Genomic DNA, 20,914 nt, shown 5'->3' on the forward strand with positions numbered 1-20,914 from the left:
TAGAATAAGGATTTGCAAGCCATGGCCGCAACATTCAGTTTAATTGGTACTATTGAACCTTTTTTGCATTGTAATCTTAAAAAAGGCGATTCGATATATTGTGAAGCCAATGCAATGGTAATGATGGAGTCTAACCTTGAGTTAAAAGGTAAGCTACAAGGTGGCCTGATGCAGTCACTGATGCGTCGCTTTGCAAACGATGAATCGTTGTTTCAACAGCAGATTGAAGCGGTTAATGGTGAAGGCGACTGTCTGCTTGCGCCTACGCTTGATGGTGATATGCAAATCATAGAAGTTGGTAAGCAGCAGTATACATTGAGTGATGGTGCGTTTGTCGCGGCCCAAACTGGCGTCGATATCAGAGCCAATATTCAGCGCAACTTAGGCGGTGCAGTGTTTGGCGATACGGGCGGCTTTATGGTAATGCAGACTCAAGGCCAAGGCCAAGTCGTGGTATCTGGTTTTGGCTCGTTGTTCGAGATTGATGTCACACCAAACAAAGACGTCATTATTGATAACGGTCATGTGGTCTGCTGGGACTCAAACCTTGAATACAAACTGTCAGTTTCGACCAGTAAGAAAAAAGGCATCATGAGCAATATCATCAACTCTGTCACTAGTGGCGAAGGTATGGTTCTGAACTTTTCAGGAAGTGGCAAAGTCATTATTTGCTCGCGCAATCGCGACAGTTATCAAGGTTGGATACAAAGCGTCTTAGGTAGTAGCTCAGGCGGACGTGGCGGCGGTGGCGGATTTTTAGACAATATCTTATAGCACCTTTCGCAATTTATAATACTCTTTAGCATTATTTTTAAACGGTTTTACTCACAATTATTATAAGGATACTCACATGGCAGTTAGTCTTCAAAAAGGTCAAAAAATCTCCCTAAGCAAAGAAGCTGGTGGCGAGCTTACTCAAGTTAAATTGGGTCTAGGTTGGGATGTCGCTCAAGGGCCACAAGATAAAAAAGGTGGTTTCTTAGGAAAATTATTCGGCGGCGGTTCTGGCGGCGACTCTATCGATTTAGATGCTTCATGCATCATGTTCGATGCTAATAAGCAAGCAGTCGATGCCATTTGGTTCAGTCAGCTAAAATCGAAAGATGGCAGTATCGTGCATACTGGCGATAACCGTACTGGCGACGGTGATGGTGATGATGAAGTCATCAATGTCGATCTCTCAAGAGTACCTGCTAATGTGGTCTCATTGGTATTTACAGTTAATAGCTTTACTGGTCAAACGTTTGAGACAGTAGAAAATGCGTTTTGCCGTATCGTTAATGCCAATAACAATAGTGAAGTAGCACGTTATAACTTGTCTGCCCAAGGTGGACATACAGCGATGGTAATGGCAAAAGTTTATCGTCACAACAATGAATGGAAAATGCATGCGATTGGCGAGACAGCTTCTGGCCGTACTTTCCACGACTTAATGCCTGCTATCACACCGCATGCATAATTGACTTGAGACTTTAACTGGATTATTACCAATCTAGTTAAATAGTTTGTTTCAAAAAAGAGCGGCCCATCTATCAATAGTTGGGCCGCTCTTTTATATTTATTACTTATAATTAAGAATACTATTTACGTCCACGCTTCCAACTAAAGCCCCAGTTAAATGCTTTGTCCATTTCTTGGTGACCTTTGAAGTATTGGTTGATACGCTCAACATTGATACTGCCTTGTTGATTGACCAAGCGGGCAATGGCACACATTGGTAGATTACCAGCACCTTCGGTCAAACGTGTCTCAATCGGTGATTGCTCTGGCACATGGATAGTTACAACCCCATCGGTTTTTTCCCAGTTAGGTGCGCCTTCGTAAATAAATGCAAAGATAAACACCTCTTCAATCTGCGACCATTGCTGACCGTTAATATCTAGCCATTCACCGCCGCTTACCTGCCCCGTTCTATCATCCGCACGTAAGCAAACATAAGGCGCTGATTGCAAGCTACCAAAGCGATTGCCCAACGCTTGAATCAGGGTTTTTTCACCATTTTTTAGATGAATCATAGCGCCGACATCTAAATCGATACCGCTTGATTGATGCTGCTTAAACAGATCTCCCAGTATCCCTTTCTTGGGCGCTGCTCTATCACTTTGGGGGCGTTGATTCCAATCTAAATTGACCGAAATTTTGCCAAAATCATCACGTTTTTTAAGATTAATGCTAGATTGGTTTTTAGTTAACGTTATCTTACTTAAGTTAATCGAAGGACTTACAGGGATTGGTGGCGGGTTGTTGGCTTGAGACGTGCTGCTTGCTTTTTGCGTATTGATTGGTCGCTGAGTGTTGATAGGTTGAGGTTGGCTTTGTGCAGGGTTATGATTTTGGGCAGGCGCTTCATCAGCAATTTCCACACCAAAATGCTCAGATAAAGGTTTTAACCCTCCCTCAAAACCTTGGGCGATAAAACGAAATTTCCAGTTTCCTTGTCTGCGATAGCATTCAGCCAATATAATAGCTTTTTCATTACGTCCAGAGCTACTCAACTGACAGTTCATCAGCACTTGACTGCCCTGCAAGACTTGAATGTCCACATCGCCAACTTGCGACAGTGTTTGCGCACTAGAGAACGCTAGGGCAATTTTCTCAATAGTTGCAGGCTGTGCAGACAAATTAATATCAAAAAACCCATCACTGTCATGACCACGGAAGCTAACACTACCATCATCGCTACGTGTCTGACCATAAAATATCATGTCACCATCACCGCGTACTTTGCCGTCATTAGTCAGACGATAAGCGGCACAATCGATGGCATTTTGGCTTAAAATACGAATGCTAATATTGTCAGTCGGTAGTGGCGCATTGGCACCTGCAATTAGTTTTTGAGGTTGGTTTTGACTCATCATATGTCCTTTAGATTATTTATTATGCTGTTGTCATTGTCATGCTGACTATCATCATATAGTAGCATGGATATTATGAAAATTTTGAACCAGACAATCGCGATATAAGCGATAAAGTCATCCTTACAAATCCCTATGACTATTTTATCAGAGGCGTTTATAACGCATATCATTTGTATATAATACGTCCTATTAAACCGTATACCTTTGCTAATATTACTACTAGATTTGCAGTAGCAATATTGACTTGCCCACTCCCCTACACCTAACGATAACGCTGAGAGAATTATGAATAATCTTGCTGACAATAGTAACCCTTCAATACCAGTAGCGGCGTGGTTAGCTGAAGGACAATCTAGCCAGCGTGATATGTTAGAGAGCTTACAAAGTCTAAAGAACAAATCAAGCAGTCCTTCAAAAAACCCTTTTCAAGTTATTGCCTCACACCGTCATAATAGACCTGAGATTTTCGAATTTGCCGATATGGTTTATCGCGAGCCATCTGACTCGATTGTAGATACTGATATCCAAATGACTAATGAAACTGCTATACCACGCTGGCAATTCGTATTGGAACAAGCTCAAAAGAATAACGTAAAAGTACTGCTGACTGGACGCAATGGTATTGATTATGAAGCGCATCGTGAAAAATTTGACGCTGCTGGTATTCGCTTATTGACGGGCGCAACCAGCGTAACAGCACTAGAATCAATCGATGATAAATTTGCTTTTATGCAGCATTGTCACACTCATAACATTCCAGTGGCAGACGCATGGCTTTTTGACAATACGGCGGAGCTTGAGGCTTTATTAGCCGAGCATGGTAACCAACCTCTATGCGTCAAACCTGTTGTCGGTATTTTTGCCCAAGGGTTTTGGCGACTAGACACGGGTAAAGCAGATAGTACTGCGTACGATAGCTTTGAGCATTTATACTTCACTGAAGAGAAAAAAATTAATACGGCCCAGTTTGTAAATGCTTATACCAACAGCCAAATGGTACACGAGCGCCCTATTCCAATGTTGCTCATGCCTTATTTGTCAGGGCAAGAGTACTCTATCGATGTGGTCTGTGAATATGGCGAAGTCCTAGCTGCTGTCACTCGTCATAAAACAGGAAAAATACAACATGTTGGTTATGAGCAGTCTGTCATGGATGTTGTAATCCCTTTGATTAGGTCTTTTGGCTGTGATGGTATCGTCAGTGTACAAACCAAAGCTGATGATAGCGGTCAGCACCGTGTTCTTGAGATTAATAGCCGCCCATCAGGTGGTATTGGGTATACCTCTCATAGTGGGATCGACTTAACGCAAGTCGGATTTTCTTATTGGTTAGGCTTGTCAGAGAAACCTAACTTAGAGACCAATATTCAGCATATTGAACCATGCCAAGTACGCTCTATTATGATGAGTGTCAAAATTGAAAAGGATTATGAATAAATAGTCTACTAAGCATGCACGTGGTTAGCAGATGATTTGAATAGGCACAAAAAAAGGTTTTTAGATTAATATCTAAAAACCTTTTTTATTTTCACTTTCAATTGGTATTAAAAATGAGTGTTTAAAATTACTCACCGAACGCTAATGTTGCTTGCTTAGGTGCATTTTTAGAAGCAATGACCCATAGTAAGCTCAATACGATTGCTGAACCGATGAAGATCATAATAGATGAAGAGATGGCTCCTGCATGGGTATAATCCATAGACATTGTGTGATCAGTCATCGTCATTTCCATCGCGGCCATACCAGTATAATGCATGCCACAAACAGCAATACCCATAATGAAAGCACTACCAAAACGCTGTAATGTACCACGTAGATTGAATGCCAACCATAGTGCAGCGATAGCAGCTGCAATAGCAATCACAATCGATAAGATAAGTAGCGGTATATTATATGACATGGTAGCGTCCATTTGCATAGAGGCCATACCGGTATAATGCATAGCTGCAACACCCAGCCCAGTAAGCACGCCGCCACTAATTAACTTAGCAACGCTTGGTTCACCGCGACCTACAATGACAATACCGACCGCAACGAAACAAATCGCGAGTAGCATTGAGACAATCGTCAGACCCAAGTCATAAGTCACAGGCATTTTCATATCTACAGCCATCATACCGATATAATGCATAGACCAAATCGCACCACCGATAGCAATCGATGATAGTGCTACCCAAAAATACAAATCCGTTCCTGGCTTAGCAGAAGGTACTCGAATGGCAAGGTTTAAGCCAACATAAGAACCAAATACTGCAATGGCGTATGAGACCAACACCAAAAGTAAGTTATATTCAACTTCCATCATTTTTTTGCCTTTTATCTATCATAAGAATTGAGTCAAATAACGTTACTTTTATTGCAACACGGTGCGTCATTCGCTCGTTGATTTTTTTGCATAGACATGAAATTATCTACACACAATTTTTCCTACCCAATGGTAAATTCACAAATATTGGTACTACCGGCGCCGCAGTTAGTCTCTTCAACCTGAACCACATCTATAGCAGGGTTGCTTGCTAAAAAGCCTTCTATATAGCCTACAATAAAATGGCATCCTGAGTGAGTATGATCTGACGACTTACAGAACGGACATTTGATTAAATAGATCACATTATTCTTTGCTTTAACTTTAGACAGACCTTTTAGTGCTGGCACAAGTTCACGAGTGATCGTAGTAGGCATCTTCAGTGGACTACCAAGTGAATAATCACGCTGGTAAATACCGCCACCAACCTTACGACCCAACTCCTGCAATGCAGTCATACGTCGCTCAATAGGCAAACTATCTTCATACTGACTGACAATATCTGCTATTTTAGGGTAATAAGCACCGATGGCTGATAAGACGCTTTTCTCATCCAATGTCTTCTTTGCAGGGGCAGCTGACGATCCGCCCTCTTCATCTATTTCTAAATTAAAAAGCGTACAGCCTTCAATTGAAGATAAATCCTCGATTAGATCTGCCTGTGTCTTAGAGCCTAGACTTCTTGCGATCACATGAATGATGTTACCACCATTCTCTGAAGGTTCTTGCTTTTGGGAGACCAGCTGATAACCTGCTTTGATAAGCGGCGAAATAACATTGACCAGGCGAATACGTTCAGAAGATGTTTCTAATGCACAAGAGAATTTCACAGAGCACTCCTTTTCTTAAAATACTGCTACGCTTTCTTATAACAAGCTATCTAGATAAACTGATGTGAATAACGTCTCAAAGGTCCGACCAACTGGCTTTCTCACAATATAAAAGATATGCAGACATCAACCATATGATAGTTTTTATATATCTTTTATATTATAAGAAATGAAATATATTCAGTAGGTGAGACTTCGATTTTTATAGTTATTAAGCATACAAGCGCTATAACTACTAGAAATTCATTAATCGAGAAACAGCAATAAGTTTGAAAGTAAGATTAGAATTAATAGGTTTAAATCAAATACTATTTTCAGACTTTACAGATAACACTTGGTCACAGTAGAGTTACTAAATAGCAATAGATTTTGATTGTATTATCACCGGAATCTTGTTTTGTAGCAATACACTATATGGCTTTGTCCGATAAGTGGCTACATTAACCGACAAATGGCTAGACTATAAAACCTCATTACTATTTTCTAAAAGTAATTAATTATTAAAAGGAATTCCGAATCTATTTAAACCTATATATCTTGATATATCTATTATGCAATTAACCTTAACTGTATATTAAAACACCTATTAATGTTTTCTCTTTGTAGAATGGTAGGTTCAAAATAAAATCAAAACCCTTTATATGGTCGGACTTTAGTCTCAAGGATAAAATCATTAAATAATAAAAATAAGCATAATCGCGCAAATAAACTAAGGAAATGTGATGTCGAAGCAAGTCGAATTAGTGCTAGGAGCCAATACGGTTATTGAAAATCCACGATGTTCGATCGCGTTTTCTACTACTAAACCATTGGGGTTTGGACAGCAGCTTGGGCTATTGTGGTTGCCATTAGATGCCAATCGCAAAGCGGTTTGTAGTCCTGCTTATTTACATAAGTCTAAAGACTGGGCTCAGCTCGATAGCAAGGATAATCCAAGCGCATGGCAGTTAGATTTACCCCAGTTATTTGATACACTTGGCGTTAGTTTCTTACAACTGATTGCTTATGTTTATCATGAGCCAAGCCCAAACTTGTCAGCGGCAGAGTTAAATGACGTAAGTCTCACGCTCAACAACGGGGATATTCACTATAACTTCACAACAAACGAGCGGCATGTCAAAGCAGCGATTATATTAGAAATATATCAGCGTAATGGACAGTTTAAATGTCGAGCACTTGGTGAGGCATCAACGCAAGGCTTAGCGAGCCTTGAGCATCATGTACAGGTTAGTCTGGATGTTCGTCCACCCAGCACACATAGACTTATTCAAGAAGCTCAACAGCAGCAGCGTACTCAACCAAACAACGAAGCTCGCCCTCCCCGTCATGTACAAGCAGGCGAAACTTGGACAGGAACAGCATTTGCTATTGATCCCTATCATCTGCTCACCTGCTATCATGTGATTGAGTCAGCAGCGATGGTTGGCGTACGTCAGCAAGGTCAGCCTGATCGCGAGGCACAAGTTGTACTTAGCGATATCGGAAGCGATTCAGCTATTATTAGAGTTAGCGATCCTTTACCTAGCTACCTCCCATTAGCGCAGCAGTGTGTTGACATATTGGGTGAGACCATTACCACACTGGGGTTTCCGTTGTCAGGACTGAGCAGCCAACTGCAAGTTACTCAAGGCTGTATATCAGGATTGACAGGCTTAAATAATGATATCCGTCATATGCAATTCACCGCACCCATTCAGCCTGGTTCTAGTGGTAGTCCTTTATTATTGCCGACTGGAGAGGTGGTCGGTATGGTCACATCAAGTCTGGTTCATGAACATGCACAAAATATGAACTATGCAGTGAAATTTCAGTTATTATCTGCCCTACTGGCGAGCGCTGGCATCAGTTTGGAGCACACGACTGATTTGACCAGTGCTACGCCTCTTACAACACCTCAGCTAAGCAAGCAAAGTCGCAGTGCCTTATGGCTAGTTGGCTGTCAAGGTTAAAAATCTACGACGACATACAAATAAAAGCGCCAAGGAATATGAATGTTAAACGAGCAACACAGTACGACCATCACCCTACCCCGTGGTACGCTAGATCTAACTTATCAAACCCACTCAGCCACTAATAAATCAGCCACCAATAAAAATGGCGCAGAACAACGCGACCATTATCAATTAGAAGATTTACTTGGATTTGCACAGCGTATCAATCCAAAGCGGGCATTTTTGTTTGTCTCAAAAGTGCTAGGTCGTCATATTCCTGTTGCGCCAAGCACTATGCGAGAGGCATTTACTGATTTGGCTGACTTAGTGCCTAGTGACTTGGCCGAGCCAGTGCTAGTCATTGGTATGGCAGAGACTGCTGTTGGTCTATCTGCTGGCGTCCATCAAGCATTGCAAACGCGCTATCCTCAAGCTCTGCTATTAAACTCTACGCGTCATGCACAGCACGATGAAAGTAGTGATCCGAATGGTACCAACTCCTTGCTGACGACATTTTGTGAAGACCACAGTCATGCCAGCCAGCATTTGATTTATCAGAGCAAAGATAGCGTTACTCAAGCGCAGCTACTGGCCAGTAAAACACTGATTATGGTCGATGATGAAGCCTCAACGGGTAATACCTGTGTGAATGTCGTCACTGCCTTACGTGAAGCAGGACTGAGCCAGTTAGAGCAAGTGCATCTAACAACATTGGTCGACTGGTCATTAGATCAAGAAAAACCCAATCCACAGTCGGATGCTAAACCTGCACGTATGGCGGATCGTCTCGCTGGCATTGAGTTTCATCGCCACCATTTACTGTCTGGTGCATGGCAATGGACAGATGCACCCAATCTTGAACCCATCACGATGCCGTCGGTTGATACTACTGCCGCTGGTAGTCAGGCGCTCGGTGATACAGGCAACTGGGGGCGCTTTCCAACACTAGACAGTACAGAGGGTTTTGCTAACTATCTTTCAAGTTTTCAGACTGCATTTACGCGCTTCGATGGCCAAGAAAATTTTGATGTTACTCAGCTACCAAAAAGAATTTTAGTATTGGGTAGCAATGAGTTTGTTTGGTTGCCGTTTCTATTGGCTGAATGGCTTGAAATAGAGTCTAAAAAAATGAGCGAAGATACAGCTAGCATGGTTAATTTTAGCGCATTAACTCGCTCACCGATTGCGCTCGGCGGGGCGATTGCCACGATGCTGAGCTTTAGCGACAATTATGGGCTTGGTATGACCAATTTTGCTTATAACATTGAGCCTAGTAATTGGGATTTAATAGTTTTGTGTATAGAAACATCAGCCGATAGTGTAGATGCTATGTGGCGAGGTTTGGATAACGTGCTAGTGGTGAGCCCTAGTCATTAAACTGCTCTCTAACTTTCAAACCTATTATTTACGGACGACGCCATGAATACCTCCTTTTTTAAAGCCAACTCAGATATTAATAAGCCTTATGCCTTGATGGATTTGGATGACACGTTATTCCAAACCCAGCGTAAAATTGATGCATGGGATTTACCCACTACTGAACCTGAATCTTTGGTTTGTGCAACGGTCAATAAACAAGACGAGCCACTGAGCTTTATGAGCCAGCGTCAAGCAATCTTTTTTAACTGGCTACTTGCTAGCACTGAATTAATCGTAGTGACGGCACGGGATCGTAGTGAAATAAAACGCGTTAAACTGCCATTTGATAGTTGGCAAGTATTGACCCATGGGGCGATTGTTTTAACGTCTGACGGAGCGCTGCTGAGCAGTTGGCAGCAGCATATGTATAGTAAGCTTGCGCCATTGCAAGAAAAGCTTAATCAGTTAAGTCAATTGTTTGCCAGTCATAGTAAAAGCGAGCAAAGTCATTTAGTATTTACACCGCATATCGATAGCTTTAACAATGGTTCTGTTGATGAAGAGCTAACCATTTATCTGGCTATCAAACATGCGCAGAAGGATCATCAAGCGCTCGTAGATTTAGCTGAGAAACTGCCCACTCTGATACGTGACTTTGATCAAGATTTCTATGTACATGTGAACGCTAATAACTTAGCGATATTACCTCATGCGGTTCATAAACGTCATGCCGTACAGTTTTTATTAGAGCATCACTTAGACCATCAGCGTCCCAGTTTTGGCTTTGGTGATAGCTTAGCTGATCTGCCTTTCTTACAGTTGTTAGATTGGTACGGTATGCCCAATCATGGTCAATTGCATGAGCAATATCAGTCTAAATCGTCAGGCTAAACCATCAGTTTAAACTGCAGCCACGCAAATCCACTGTTATCATTACGAGTGCTATTATTCATACTATGACTTTACCTAATATACAGACAAAAAGAGCCGCTTTAAAAAACTATGGCTCAGGCAGCTATCTTGCGAGCGATGTCACTGTCCTACTCGATATGGTGGATAAGGACGCGGTTGCCGATGTGCCAGTCAGTCAAAAAGAAGCGCTTATCCAAAGCGGACAACGCCATTACTCTGACATGTTGACCTTAGAGCAAGCGCCTACTGCAAAGCATGAGCAGCTATACATACAGGCATTAGAGCAAGGCTCAACAAGGACCGCGACCGATATCGCTCATTTGTCTCATACGCTACATCAAGTTTTTCAGCAGAATGTGAGTGATGAGCATCCACTGGTTTTAGTCAGCTTGGTACGAGCTGGTCTGCCGATCGGGGTGTTATTGCAGCGTGCGCTGTCGGATACAGACAGTAGCTATCACCTGCCAAGCGTACATTATGGCATCAGTATCATTCGGGATCGTGGTCTTGATCCAGTGGCCCTGCAAATGCTACTGGAAGCTTATCCAAACAGTCCAGTCATATTCGTCGATGGCTGGACAGGTAAAGGTGCCATCTATCAAGAGTTGGCTCGTAGTCTAGAGACGTTTAGCGATTCTACTCATGTTAATTTTGCTAATATTTTTCATCAAGGTGCTAACGTCATTCCGCTACTGACTCTTGCCGATCCGGCTGGCGTTGCTTGGCTCGCGGCTAGTGAAGAAGACTGGTTAATCCCATCAGGGTTGTTAAATAGCACCGTATCAGGATTAATTTCACGCAGCTTGTATACAGAGCCGTCATCAGGCCTGCATCGCAGTGTCTTTTATGATGATTTAATTGAGGTAGATCACAGTTTGGCATTTATTGAGCGTATCGATGCCGTGAGACGAGCATTGGCTACAACTCCAGCGCGTTTACCGACTTACCAGCAGCCACGCTACCAGACTGCGGCGTTGATAGAGACGCTGGCAGCAGATTATCATATCGTCAATCGCAACCGTATTAAGCCGACTATTGCTGAGGCAACACGTGCCATATTACGCCGTGATCCCGAGCGTATATTGCTCGCTACTGCTGAGCACCCTGATACCATATTGCTACGCCATTTATGTGCGCAACGAAACATCACTATCAGTGTATTAGGTGATAAAATACTGCCTTATCAAGCCATCACGCTTATCAAGCAGCGCTCCCAAGACACTTAATACATTTAACGGTATTAAATACTTTCTTTTTCGTTCTCTTATACTCTCTACTTATGATGCCAATTATGTCAGATATGCTAAAAACCGAGTCAGACCTTTACAATGATACCCAATCTTATGCGCATCTGATCACTGAGCGTCATGCGATGGTCAAGCCGCACACGCACCATCCATATCAGCTCGGTGCTAGCTTATACATGCCTGCGACTCGCCAAGATATTTGGCAAGTCATCAAACGGGATAAATTACCGACGATTAATAGTATTATTATCTGTCTAGAAGATGCTGTCAGTCAGCAGGATGTTGAGTTAGCGCTTGAGCGTTTGCGAACCCTCCTAAATACTTGGGCTGAGCATGTGAATAGCATCAATGCGCCATCTAAATCGGCGAAGATTCATGCCCAGCATCCGACACGTCCACTGGTCTTTATACGTCCACGTAGCCCGATGATGCTACAGCAACTGGCTGATTATACCCATATCGATCTTATCGATGGTTTCGTCATGCCAAAAGTCGATATGTATAGCCTATCTAACTGGCGCATGGCTTGTCAGAACCTAAAAGTAGATCAACTACTTATGCCGACGCTCGAAACCGCAGCGCTGTTTAATCCGCATCACAATCAGGAGCTTGCCATCGCTTTTAAAGAAGCATTTAGCCAGCCAGTTTTTGCATTGCGTATCGGTGGTAATGACTTATTTGCAGCACTGCGCTTACGTCGGCCAAAAAACAGTATTGTCTACGACTCACCTATCGGTACGTTGGCTTATCAAATGCTTGGCTGTTTTGTGCCGCATGGTTTTTATCTTACCGCGCCAGTATTTGAGTACTTGGATCAGCCGACGCTATTTATGCAAGAGTTGAACCGAGACGTCAGCTTAGGCATGGTGGGAAAAACTGTCATTCATCCAAGCCAAATCGCCCTAGTACAGCAAGCTTACTGTGTGCCACTGAGTACATTGGATGAAGCGCAAGCGATCCTTCACTCTGAGGCCAAAGCGGTATTTAAGTACAATAATACGATGCTAGAGCCTGCGACGCACCGTGCTTGGGCGACTGAAATTGTTAATCGTGCAGAAGCCTTTGGCACCATTGATGACGGACATAGCCAATACAGCTCACGAATGTAGCTTTCATCTCTGATGATGGTTTTCTGTCATTTAACAACTCACACTATGAAAAAAGCCGCTATCAAATAACAGGTAGCGGCTTTTTTATATAGATATATGCTCAGGATTTCCTATCAATATGAAACTTTAAAGCTCTCGAACAGTAGCTACACTAAACACAACTTTCCAAAAACTGACGAAGTACTTGATTCACTTGATCAGGCTCTTCTACTGTCGATGTATGACCCGCACCTTTGATAATAGCAAGCTTTGACCCAGCGATAGCAAAATGCATGCGTTCAGATTTGGCATAAGGCGTAGCGGCATCTTCATCACCTACCACGATTAATGTTGGCGTTGTAATCTCACCCAACTGCTCATAAGTACCGGTACGCTCAATAACGCCCATTGTTGCTTTGACCACGCCGCCTTTGCGATTGCTTTGTAGCATCGTCAGCCACTGCTTACGGTCAGATTTGCGCAGTTTGTCTGCCAAAAACGTACTGCCAAACATAATTGGCATCACCTTATTACTCACACGCTTCATACCCAACCAGCGAATCGCTTTAACCAGCTTGCGATACTGAGGGATGTTTTTTGGATCTTCAGGGTCAGCAGAGGTTTCTAACAGCGTTAACGACAACAGCAACTCAGGGCGTTTGAGCGCGATACGTTGAGCCACGAACCCGCCCATAGATAGTCCAACGAAGTGACATTTATCAATTCCAAGCGCTGCAAGTAAGCCAAGCGTATCGTCAGTCAGCGTCTCCATATCATAGCCAGATTTGGTAACCTGCGACTGACCTTGCCCGCGAAAATCAAAAGCAATACAACGATAGTCTGTTTGAAAGTGCTCCACTTGCTTGTCATACATCTGTGAGCTCCACAATAAACCGTGAGCAAATACGATAACAGGCTTTTGTGTGTCGTTCGGTGCGCTGTCTTCGTAATAAATATCAGCGTTATTTACAGTGATAGTTGGCATAACCACATCCTTGTTTGATCAATGAAAAGTTCGAGCGTACCCTTGTGTCTTTTACGACTCTTTTACGCTCAACCTGGCATATTAGCATAATCCATTAGCCCCTTAGGTCATAGCCTTTTTACGAGCCAGTCGTTTTGTCCCATTAGTTAGCATCAGCTTTTACGATAAAATAGTAAAGTTTACCAGTATGTAGATGTGTCTTAAGCGCCTACAAAACACGCTTTTATAATCATAGCAAGCTGCTATAGTAATCAGCATTGAACCATTTTTACCTTTATCTCAAAGTATTGTCATTGATACAAAATATTAAAACCGTCATTTAAAATAAGGAAATCTCAAATGTCACAGTCTCTCGTCGATTATCAAGTTGCAGAGCATATTGCTACCATTACCTTTAACGATCCAAAAAGCTTAAATGCCTTTGGCACACCCTTAAAAAACCAAGTCTTGATAGCGCTAGATAAAGCGGCTGCAGATGATCAAGTACGGGTGATTATTTTACAAGGGGCTGGTGGTAATTTCTCCAGCGGCGGCGATATTAAAGAGATGTTGTCTGAAGGATTAGACAAGGATATTGTTTCAAAAAAATTAAGAGGTATGGTAGAAGGTGCAGGCGAAGTCAGCTTAAAGTTACGTCATATCCATAAGCCGATTATTGCTAAATTAGAAGGCGCTGTAGCTGGTGCTGGCATGAACTTGGCGCTTACTTGTGACTTCCGCATTGCCGCAGACAATGCGAAGTTTGTACAAGCATTTGTTAATATTGGCCTAGTTCCAGATGCAGGTGGTATTTACTTATTAAACCAATTGGTTGGTGCAGCAAAAGCGACTGAGCTTGTGATGCTAGGAGATAAACTAAAAGCAGAAGATATGGCACGTTTAAATCTAGTAAACGACGTGGTAAGTATTGACGAGCTAGAAGCTACCGTACAAGCATTGGCGCTACGATTGAGCCAATTACCAGGCAAAGCGTTGGCCGCTATGAAAGAGAGTTTCAACGTACATGCCTTCGCTGGTTTGAGCGCAGCGTTAGATACGGAAGTAGAGCAACAGACCGTAATGGCAAAAACCGATGACTTTATCGAAGGGGTTAGCGCCTTTATAGCAAAGCGTAAGCCTGTATATCAAGGTAAATAACAAGATAAACAATGATGCTATCAAAAAAGGGCTACCAATATGGTAGCCCTTTTTTTTGTCAATGCCTTTGATCAAGAAGCGGTCGCGGGTTTAGAATGATGAGGTAACGTAAATATCTTGTCAAAAATCAAGGTAAACGTAAACGTATAAACTAAGAAAAATAGCAGTAGTGCCACTTCCATCATAAAAGCTTTTACTAGACCAACATCGTACCAAATCATATAAAGTGGCAAGCAGATCAACACCAGCCCGCCTTCAAAACCAAAAGCATGAACACTGCGTATCCATAACGTGCGACGTACAATACGTCTGCGGCGTTCCCACGCTTCAAAAGCGGTATTATATATAAAGTTCCAAACGACGGCTGCTACCGACATCATTACGGCGATTGGTAAGGATTCTGATGCATCACTGTGACTGAGTTTCATCAATATGAGGGTAGATAAGATAATCGCGATAATTTCGAAAGCGGTCACATAAATTAAGCGACGTTTAAGCGGTGATAAGGTCATCAACCAAGACTCCAAAGCACCTGTATTTAAACAGCAAAGTGCGTATCAAAGTATCGGTCCGTCCCGAGTTAGAAAAGATAAATAAAATGCAGAGCCACGGTTTCCGCCTGCACCTATATTATACATGAGATAGCTTTGGAAGTCAGTTGAGATCTATATCAAGGAAAATCAACAGATGTGTGGAAACATACAAGTCGAATTAATACGGCGACTATATGGTTACATACCTATTGTATATTGAACTCTCGAACAATCTGATTACGACATTTCAGCCACGTTAGATTTTCAGGAATACTTCCATTTTGATCATCACGTAAAGAATAAAAAACAGTCCAAATACTTTTAAACTTCAAGTTTGCTTTCGAAGAATCCCAACTAGGAGTATCTCTCCATGTTGTAGCCCATCGCCTTGCTAGCTCTGCAAAAAAAATCTTATTTGATTCGACAATTAGTGCATTACATATAGATGTTATTTCTTGAAACTGATCAAATCCGATATTTATTTTCAGAATATCGTGAGTAGATTCAAGCTTCAACTTAATTCCATTTTTTCCAGCTACCACCATTCCTGAATGAACGATACCGTGTCTCAACTCACACACTTTGTCAAACTCTTCAAGTATTATTCCTAAACCATTAGACTTTAAATCAACTCCAATAAACTTCCTTGATGTATTATTTATATTTTCAGAAGAAGCCAAAGAAATATGTTCAAATGCTCCTCTTTCCATTTCATTCGAAGGATGCCATATAACTGAACCTAAATTAATACTATTGCTTGCTGCAATTTTTTGTGAATCTACGCAAATTTTTAAAATTTTACTGAAGACTTGTCTGAAATAATTCTCTACACTAGATATTATTGCTATTGACGCTAGAGATCCTATCCAGTCGTTTGTTCCCCAGCTTTCATAAGGAAATAAACTAAGAATACTCTGCATCTCGTTATAAAAATCATCAATAGGTGACAAGTTACTAATCTCGTTAATTGAGACGTAATCGTTTAAGTCGTTTATACGCTCAGAACCTACATTCTGGCAAATACAATTTTTCCAAGTTGACATTACGCTATGAACTCCTCTGCGTAACTCTTAATTTTTTTAGCCCAAGCAGGGCCAATCATATTTACTTTTCTCAGTTCCTTATTATCATAATCCATCAAAATATCTTTAATTTTTCGAATTTTGGAACTCTGCTTAATTGAATCTGCTCGCGCTGTCGTAATAGGTAATAACTCTATATCTTGACTAACAATATCCTCAAAAATAGATGCATCCTGTAGCTTAGCACCACACTCCATACAAAATTTAGCTTTGTCAGAAACTCTCGGACTTTTACATACCTCACAAGATGGTAAAGCTAAAGAAAATGCTTGATCCAGATTATCTTCTGGAACTAGTGAAGCCTCTAGGTGCCTAGGATAATGATGATTCGGTCTATTCGAAAAAGCTTCAACGTATTTTTCGCTATTGATAGCTTTACTACTAAAAAATATGTTTCTATCTATTATAGCTGCATAGTGTATTTCATATAACTCATAGACACCTTTCCCTCCCCTATTACTAATACTATTAGGAGAGAGCAGTCCAGCATACTGAAAAAAACCAATTACTTTTTCCAACTCTGCTGAAACCGGTCTCTTTATTGCTATGATTGAGCTTTGCTTACCTACATCTGAACCTTTATTAAACTCTTTAATAATTTTTAATGTTTGTTCATAAAAATTAGAACCCGTATCAATAAAATTACGATACATAGGCAACTTTATCTTTAGAGAATCATAGATATTGTATGTTGAATCATGACTATTTTTTATTTCTTTGAGAGTATTTTTAGCTGTGAGATTTACGGAGACTTCTCCATCTTCATCTTCGATACAAATAGATGAAATCATATTTAAAAGAGCGCGTGGTATTCCATAAGCTGCAAAGCACATAAGGTTTAGAAGATTTTTCTCATTAATCAAAGATTCAAAGACTTTACTTTCAAATCTTGATTTCAATAAAGAATGCATAAAATCTAGGTAGCCGTCACTATTAGGTTTTACCCAGACATCAATTTCTTCTGCATCATGACCGACATGGAATGAAGAAGAATAGTTTATTACGCCAGGATAAATGGCAGCTTTTGGAGATATTTTTTTCGACTTTATTTATCTGTAAAATTCAAAAAAGTCTTTTTGTTGATCAGAAGAGAAGGCATGTCCAGCATCATCAAGTAGAAGAATAAATCGTGATTTAAACGAAATTTCGCAAACTTTGTCAGCTAAAGTATGTATATCATTAAGAGTGATTTGATCATCTTCATCATTAAGTAGATCGACTCGCCCCATTTCTAGTAGCTCGATATTCTTCGCTGTTTGGTCTTTAGTCAATCTAAAAACATCTTTGTGTATATTCATTTTAATCAAGGAGTCGTAAATTCCACTAATAACTTTAAGCATTACCCATTGATTAAACCAATAAACAGCATTTGTATTACTTCTATATAGAGGTTCCAGCTTTAAAGATGATTTGAAGTTTACATATACAGGGAATCCGTTTCCTTTCTTACTTGTCATCAATTTATCAAAAGCTTTAAGCATTAAAGTTGTTTTACCACATCCTCGAGGTCCAGTTATTAACTTAGCACCAGCTTGTGTTAGCTTCCTCATAGTATCTGCTTCATTCTGGTGACTAATCGACCACCTTTTAAAAGCACTACCTGATAAATACTCTGCCTGTTCCGTAAATATCTCTGAATCAATCATGAATGGCTCAATTATAGTTTTAAAAGCTTAGTATAGTTTAATATTTATTATTACATTTTAAGCTATTTTTAATGATGTATATAGAGAATTTTTAAATTAAACCTATCAGAATTTTACTACACCCACCTCCTTGTATTCAGAGACCCTTAAAAAATACGATTTATGATAGACGATAAGAGACTTTAGGAGTTGTCAACTTATTGAAAGTCTGATTTTTAATAAGTTAAACGTACTTCTTGATTCTGAAATTTTTTTCAAAAAATTAAAAAAAACCCGCATCATTACGATACGGGGTTTTGTTTATTTAAAAACGTTTAACTTAAACGTCAACCAAAATTAGCTCAACTGAGCAACGTTGATCTTGTCTGCTTCTTCCGTATAGTCTTCCATACGGTCGAAGTTCATGTATTGATAGACTTCATCACCCATGCTATTTAGCATGCCAGCATATTGCTGATACTCATCGTTAGTCGGCAATTTACCAAGTACCGCTGCGACTGCTGCAAGCTCTGCAGACGCTAGGTATACGTTAGCGCCTTGACCTAGACGGTTCGGGAAGTTACGAGTTGAGGTCGATACCGCAGTAGATTTCGGTGCGATACGTGCTTGGTTACCCATACATAGTGAACAACCTGGCATTTCAGTACGAGCGCCGGCTTGTGCATAGATGTTGTAGTAACCTTCTTCCATCAATTGGCGTGCATCCATCTTAGTCGGTGGTGCAATCCATAGACGAGTCTTCAGGCTACCTGCTGGTACGTCTTGTAGCAATTTACCAGCGGCACGGAAGTGACCGATGTTAGTCATACATGAACCAATGAATACTTCATCAATCGTATCACCAGCCACGTCTGCTAGCGTTTTTGCATCATCTGGATCGTTCGGGCAGCACAGGATAGGCTCTTTGATTTCGCTCATATCGATAGTGATGTCGATCGCGTATTCAGCATCATCATCAGCACGCATGAGGCTTGGGTTAGCCAACCACTCTTGCATTTGCTCAACACGGCGGCTGATCGTACGTGCATCGCCATAGCCTTCTGAGATCATCCATTTAAGCAGCGTGATGTTTGAGTTTAGGTACTCAGTCACTGACGCTTCAGACAAAGTGATGGTACAGCCAGCAGCACTACGCTCAGCTGAGGCATCAGACAATTCAAACGCTTGCTCAGCGGTCAAATCTTCTAGGCCTTCAATCTCAAGAATGCGGCCGTTGAACTCGTTGATTTTACCTTTCTTATCCACGGTCAAGTAACCTTCTTTGATCGCTTGATAAGGGATAGCATGTACTAGGTCACGTAGCGTGATACCAGCTTGACGCTCACCAACAAAACGAACACGAACAGATTCAGGCATATCAAGTGGCATAACACCAGTTGCAGCTGCGAAAGCAACTAGACCAGAACCCGCTGGGAACGAGATACCCATTGGGAAACGAGTATGCGAGTCACCACCAGTACCAACGGTATCTGGAAGTAGCATACGGTTCAACCATGAGTGAATGATACCATCACCTGGACGTAAGCTTACACCGCCACGGTTCATGATGAAGTCAGGTAGTGTGTGCTGAGTCTCAACGTCAACTGGCTTTGGATAAGCAGCAGTATGACAGAATGACTGCATCACGAGGTCTGCTTGGAAACCCAAACATGCCAAGTCTTTTAGCTCATCACGCGTCATTGGACCAGTCGTATCCTGAGAGCCGACCGTAGTCATCTTAGGCTCACAGTACATACCTGGACGTACGCCTGTCAGGCCACACGCTTTACCAACCATTTTCTGTGCAAGCGTAAAGCCTTTACCAGTATCAGCTGGCTCTTCTGGCTTAGCAAAGATATCTGAATGACCAAGACCCATGTATTCACGAGCACGGTTAGTCAAACCACGACCAACGATTAATGGAATACGGCCGCCAGCACGAACTTCATCAAGCAATGTTGGTGAGTTTAGTGAGAACGTTGATAGTACTTCGTCAGAGTCATGCTTAGTGATTTTGCCTTCGTATGGATAGATGTCAAATACATCACCCATGTTTAGGTTATCAACTGCCACTTTTTCAATTGGCAATGCGCCAGAATCTTCCATCGTATTGAAGAAGATAGGAGCGATATTGTTACCAAGTACTAGACCGCCGCCACGTTTGTTTGGCACGTTAGGGATATCTTCACCCATCAACCACAATACTGAGTTGGTTGCAGACTTACGGCTAGAACCAGTACCAACAACATCACCAACATAGGCTAGCGGATGGCCTTTTTCTTTAAGCGCTTCGATTTGCTTCATTGGGCCAACAACACCCTCTTCGTCAGCATTGATGCCGTCGCGAGAGTTTTTGTGCATGGCTAGTGAATGCAATGGGATATCAGGACGGCTCCATGCGTCTTGCGCAGGTGACAAGTCATCCGTGTTGGTCTCGCCAGTTACTTTGAACGTCGTGTAAGTGGTTTTCTTTGGTACTTCAGCACGGTTCAAGAACCATTCTGCGTCAGCCCAAGACTGAATTACTTCTTTAGCAATGGTGTTGCCAGCTTCGGCTTTTTCAGTCACGTCATTGAACGCGTCAAATACTAGCAAAGTTTTCTTTAATGCTTCAGCAGCGTCTTGTGCAACTTCGCTATCATCTAGTGCAGCAACTAGTGGCTGAACGTTGTAGCCACCTTGCATAGTACCTAAGATTTCAACAGCTTTTTGCTTGCTGATAAGTGGTGATGATGTTTCACCCTTTAAGATAGCAGCCAAAAATGCCGCTTTAACGTATGCTGCTTGGTCAACACCAGCAGGGATACGGTTTTCTAATAGGTTCATTAAGAACGCATCTTCGCCTGCAGGCGGGTTCTTTAATAATTCAACCAACTCTACTACTTGTTTCTCATTTAGTGGTAGGGGTACAGTTCCTAGCTCAGCACGTTCTTCGACATGTTTACGATAAGCTTCTAACACAATAGTCGTCCTCGTCAGTTGGGGTGTAGCACATTACGTGGGTAGTCAGCATGACTGCCTG

Annotated in this window: 18 protein-coding genes; 9 read left to right on the top strand and 9 right to left on the bottom strand. The window is 41.7% G+C overall.

Translation table 11 applies throughout. The features are described 5' to 3' along the window. Positions 1 to 21: 21 nt before the first annotated feature. Complete coding sequence (locus tag QL898_RS00645; protein WP_201549165.1) at positions 22 to 774, top strand: TIGR00266 family protein; 753 nt, start codon at positions 22 to 24, stop codon at positions 772 to 774. Positions 775 to 850: 76 nt separating this feature from the next. Continuing rightward, the gene (locus tag QL898_RS00650; RefSeq protein ID WP_057760836.1) at positions 851 to 1,459 is read left to right on the top strand and encodes a TerD family protein; all 609 of its coding nucleotides are present in this window, start codon (positions 851 to 853) and stop codon (positions 1,457 to 1,459) included. Positions 1,460 to 1,580: 121 nt separating this feature from the next. Here the strand turns inward: QL898_RS00650 and QL898_RS00655 are convergent, their stop codons facing one another. After that, on the bottom strand, positions 1,581 to 2,855 hold the full coding sequence (locus tag QL898_RS00655) for a TerD family protein (RefSeq protein ID WP_201549163.1): 1,275 nt from the start codon (positions 2,853 to 2,855) through the stop codon (positions 1,581 to 1,583). 288 nt (positions 2,856 to 3,143) lie between these two features. Here QL898_RS00655 and QL898_RS00660 point away from each other — a divergent pair, with 288 nt between their 5' ends. Beyond that, positions 3,144 to 4,295: an ATP-grasp domain-containing protein gene (locus QL898_RS00660; RefSeq protein WP_290175456.1), complete on the top strand. Its 1,152-nt coding sequence runs from the start codon at positions 3,144 to 3,146 to the stop codon at positions 4,293 to 4,295. Positions 4,296 to 4,422: 127 nt separating this feature from the next. Here the strand turns inward: QL898_RS00660 and QL898_RS00665 are convergent, their stop codons facing one another. Beyond that, a complete protein-coding gene (locus tag QL898_RS00665) occupies positions 4,423 to 5,163 on the bottom strand; it encodes an MHYT domain-containing protein (protein WP_290175457.1) in 741 nt (246 codons plus the stop codon). 122 nt (positions 5,164 to 5,285) lie between these two features. Then, positions 5,286 to 5,993 carry a hypothetical protein gene (locus QL898_RS00670; protein WP_160020989.1) on the bottom strand — a complete coding sequence of 236 codons (708 nt, stop codon included), beginning with the start codon at positions 5,991 to 5,993 and terminating at the stop codon, positions 5,286 to 5,288. Between the two features lie 722 nt (positions 5,994 to 6,715). Between QL898_RS00670 and QL898_RS00675 the strand changes: the two genes are divergently transcribed. The 5 genes from QL898_RS00675 to QL898_RS00695 all read left to right on the top strand — a co-directional run bounded on the left by QL898_RS00675 (position 6,716) and on the right by QL898_RS00695 (position 12,551). After that, on the top strand, positions 6,716 to 7,942 hold the full coding sequence (locus QL898_RS00675) for a trypsin-like peptidase domain-containing protein (RefSeq protein WP_290175458.1): 1,227 nt from the start codon (positions 6,716 to 6,718) through the stop codon (positions 7,940 to 7,942). Between the two features lie 42 nt (positions 7,943 to 7,984). Then, positions 7,985 to 9,301 (top strand): phosphoribosyltransferase domain-containing protein, encoded by a 1,317-nt coding sequence (locus QL898_RS00680; protein ID WP_290175459.1) that lies wholly within the window; start codon positions 7,985 to 7,987, stop codon positions 9,299 to 9,301. A 42-nt stretch (positions 9,302 to 9,343) separates the two neighbouring features. Continuing rightward, on the top strand, positions 9,344 to 10,174 hold the full coding sequence (locus QL898_RS00685; protein ID WP_290175460.1) for an HAD hydrolase family protein: 831 nt from the start codon (positions 9,344 to 9,346) through the stop codon (positions 10,172 to 10,174). A gap of 65 nt (positions 10,175 to 10,239) precedes the next feature. Then, positions 10,240 to 11,421, top strand: coding sequence for a cysteine protease StiP domain-containing protein (locus QL898_RS00690; protein ID WP_160020985.1), 1,182 nt, complete (start codon positions 10,240 to 10,242; stop codon positions 11,419 to 11,421). A gap of 65 nt (positions 11,422 to 11,486) precedes the next feature. After that, complete coding sequence (locus tag QL898_RS00695) at positions 11,487 to 12,551, top strand: HpcH/HpaI aldolase/citrate lyase family protein (RefSeq protein ID WP_227679389.1); 1,065 nt, start codon at positions 11,487 to 11,489, stop codon at positions 12,549 to 12,551. Between the two features lie 151 nt (positions 12,552 to 12,702). Here QL898_RS00695 and QL898_RS00700 read toward each other — a convergent pair whose 3' ends face one another. Continuing rightward, positions 12,703 to 13,515 carry an alpha/beta fold hydrolase gene (locus QL898_RS00700; RefSeq protein ID WP_160020984.1) on the bottom strand — a complete coding sequence of 271 codons (813 nt, stop codon included), beginning with the start codon at positions 13,513 to 13,515 and terminating at the stop codon, positions 12,703 to 12,705. A 339-nt stretch (positions 13,516 to 13,854) separates the two neighbouring features. Here QL898_RS00700 and QL898_RS00705 point away from each other — a divergent pair, with 339 nt between their 5' ends. Then, entirely contained in the window at positions 13,855 to 14,652 is a 798-nt protein-coding gene (locus tag QL898_RS00705; RefSeq protein WP_160020983.1) for an enoyl-CoA hydratase-related protein, read from the top strand. A gap of 71 nt (positions 14,653 to 14,723) precedes the next feature. On the opposite strand, the gene QL898_RS00710 is transcribed toward QL898_RS00705, so the two are convergent. The 5 genes from QL898_RS00710 to acnB form a co-directional block, all read right to left on the bottom strand. Beyond that, complete coding sequence (locus QL898_RS00710) at positions 14,724 to 15,164, bottom strand: PACE efflux transporter (protein WP_160020982.1); 441 nt, start codon at positions 15,162 to 15,164, stop codon at positions 14,724 to 14,726. Between the two features lie 227 nt (positions 15,165 to 15,391). Further along, positions 15,392 to 16,228: a hypothetical protein gene (locus tag QL898_RS00715; RefSeq protein ID WP_160020981.1), complete on the bottom strand. Its 837-nt coding sequence runs from the start codon at positions 16,226 to 16,228 to the stop codon at positions 15,392 to 15,394. Beyond that, positions 16,228 to 17,178 carry a hypothetical protein gene (locus QL898_RS00720; RefSeq protein ID WP_290175461.1) on the bottom strand — a complete coding sequence of 317 codons (951 nt, stop codon included), beginning with the start codon at positions 17,176 to 17,178 and terminating at the stop codon, positions 16,228 to 16,230. The genes QL898_RS00715 and QL898_RS00720 overlap by 1 nt, the downstream gene beginning before the upstream one ends. Before the next feature lie 138 nt (positions 17,179 to 17,316). Then, positions 17,317 to 17,913: an NB-ARC domain-containing protein gene (locus tag QL898_RS00725; protein WP_290175462.1), complete on the bottom strand. Its 597-nt coding sequence runs from the start codon at positions 17,911 to 17,913 to the stop codon at positions 17,317 to 17,319. Positions 17,914 to 18,249: 336 nt separating this feature from the next. After that, on the bottom strand, positions 18,250 to 20,853 hold the full coding sequence (gene acnB, locus QL898_RS00730; RefSeq protein WP_290175463.1) for a bifunctional aconitate hydratase 2/2-methylisocitrate dehydratase: 2,604 nt from the start codon (positions 20,851 to 20,853) through the stop codon (positions 18,250 to 18,252). Positions 20,854 to 20,914 lie beyond the last annotated feature (61 nt).

The sequence above is a fragment of the Psychrobacter sp. APC 3279 genome (assembly GCF_030407795.1).
Taxonomy (GTDB): Bacteria; Pseudomonadota; Gammaproteobacteria; order Pseudomonadales; family Moraxellaceae; genus Psychrobacter.

Excerpts from the sequence above, each read along its gene's own strand:
- QL898_RS00645 (WP_201549165.1), top strand. The coding sequence starts at position 22 with ATGGCCGCAACATTCAGTTTAATTGGTACTATTGAACCTTTTTTGCAT.
- QL898_RS00650 (WP_057760836.1), top strand. The coding sequence starts at position 851 with ATGGCAGTTAGTCTTCAAAAAGGTCAAAAAATCTCCCTAAGCAAAGAA.
- QL898_RS00655 (WP_201549163.1), bottom strand. The coding sequence starts at position 2,855 with ATGAGTCAAAACCAACCTCAAAAACTAATTGCAGGTGCCAATGCGCCA.
- QL898_RS00660 (WP_290175456.1), top strand. The coding sequence starts at position 3,144 with ATGAATAATCTTGCTGACAATAGTAACCCTTCAATACCAGTAGCGGCG.
- QL898_RS00665 (WP_290175457.1), bottom strand. The coding sequence starts at position 5,163 with ATGATGGAAGTTGAATATAACTTACTTTTGGTGTTGGTCTCATACGCC.
- QL898_RS00675 (WP_290175458.1), top strand. The coding sequence starts at position 6,716 with ATGTCGAAGCAAGTCGAATTAGTGCTAGGAGCCAATACGGTTATTGAA.
- QL898_RS00680 (WP_290175459.1), top strand. The coding sequence starts at position 7,985 with ATGTTAAACGAGCAACACAGTACGACCATCACCCTACCCCGTGGTACG.
- QL898_RS00685 (WP_290175460.1), top strand. The coding sequence starts at position 9,344 with ATGAATACCTCCTTTTTTAAAGCCAACTCAGATATTAATAAGCCTTAT.
- QL898_RS00690 (WP_160020985.1), top strand. The coding sequence starts at position 10,240 with ATGACTTTACCTAATATACAGACAAAAAGAGCCGCTTTAAAAAACTAT.
- QL898_RS00695 (WP_227679389.1), top strand. The coding sequence starts at position 11,487 with ATGTCAGATATGCTAAAAACCGAGTCAGACCTTTACAATGATACCCAA.
- QL898_RS00700 (WP_160020984.1), bottom strand. The coding sequence starts at position 13,515 with ATGCCAACTATCACTGTAAATAACGCTGATATTTATTACGAAGACAGC.
- QL898_RS00705 (WP_160020983.1), top strand. The coding sequence starts at position 13,855 with ATGTCACAGTCTCTCGTCGATTATCAAGTTGCAGAGCATATTGCTACC.
- QL898_RS00710 (WP_160020982.1), bottom strand. The coding sequence starts at position 15,164 with ATGACCTTATCACCGCTTAAACGTCGCTTAATTTATGTGACCGCTTTC.
- QL898_RS00715 (WP_160020981.1), bottom strand. The coding sequence starts at position 16,228 with ATGTCAACTTGGAAAAATTGTATTTGCCAGAATGTAGGTTCTGAGCGT.
- QL898_RS00720 (WP_290175461.1), bottom strand. The coding sequence starts at position 17,178 with ATGCATTCTTTATTGAAATCAAGATTTGAAAGTAAAGTCTTTGAATCT.
- QL898_RS00725 (WP_290175462.1), bottom strand. The coding sequence starts at position 17,913 with ATGATTGATTCAGAGATATTTACGGAACAGGCAGAGTATTTATCAGGT.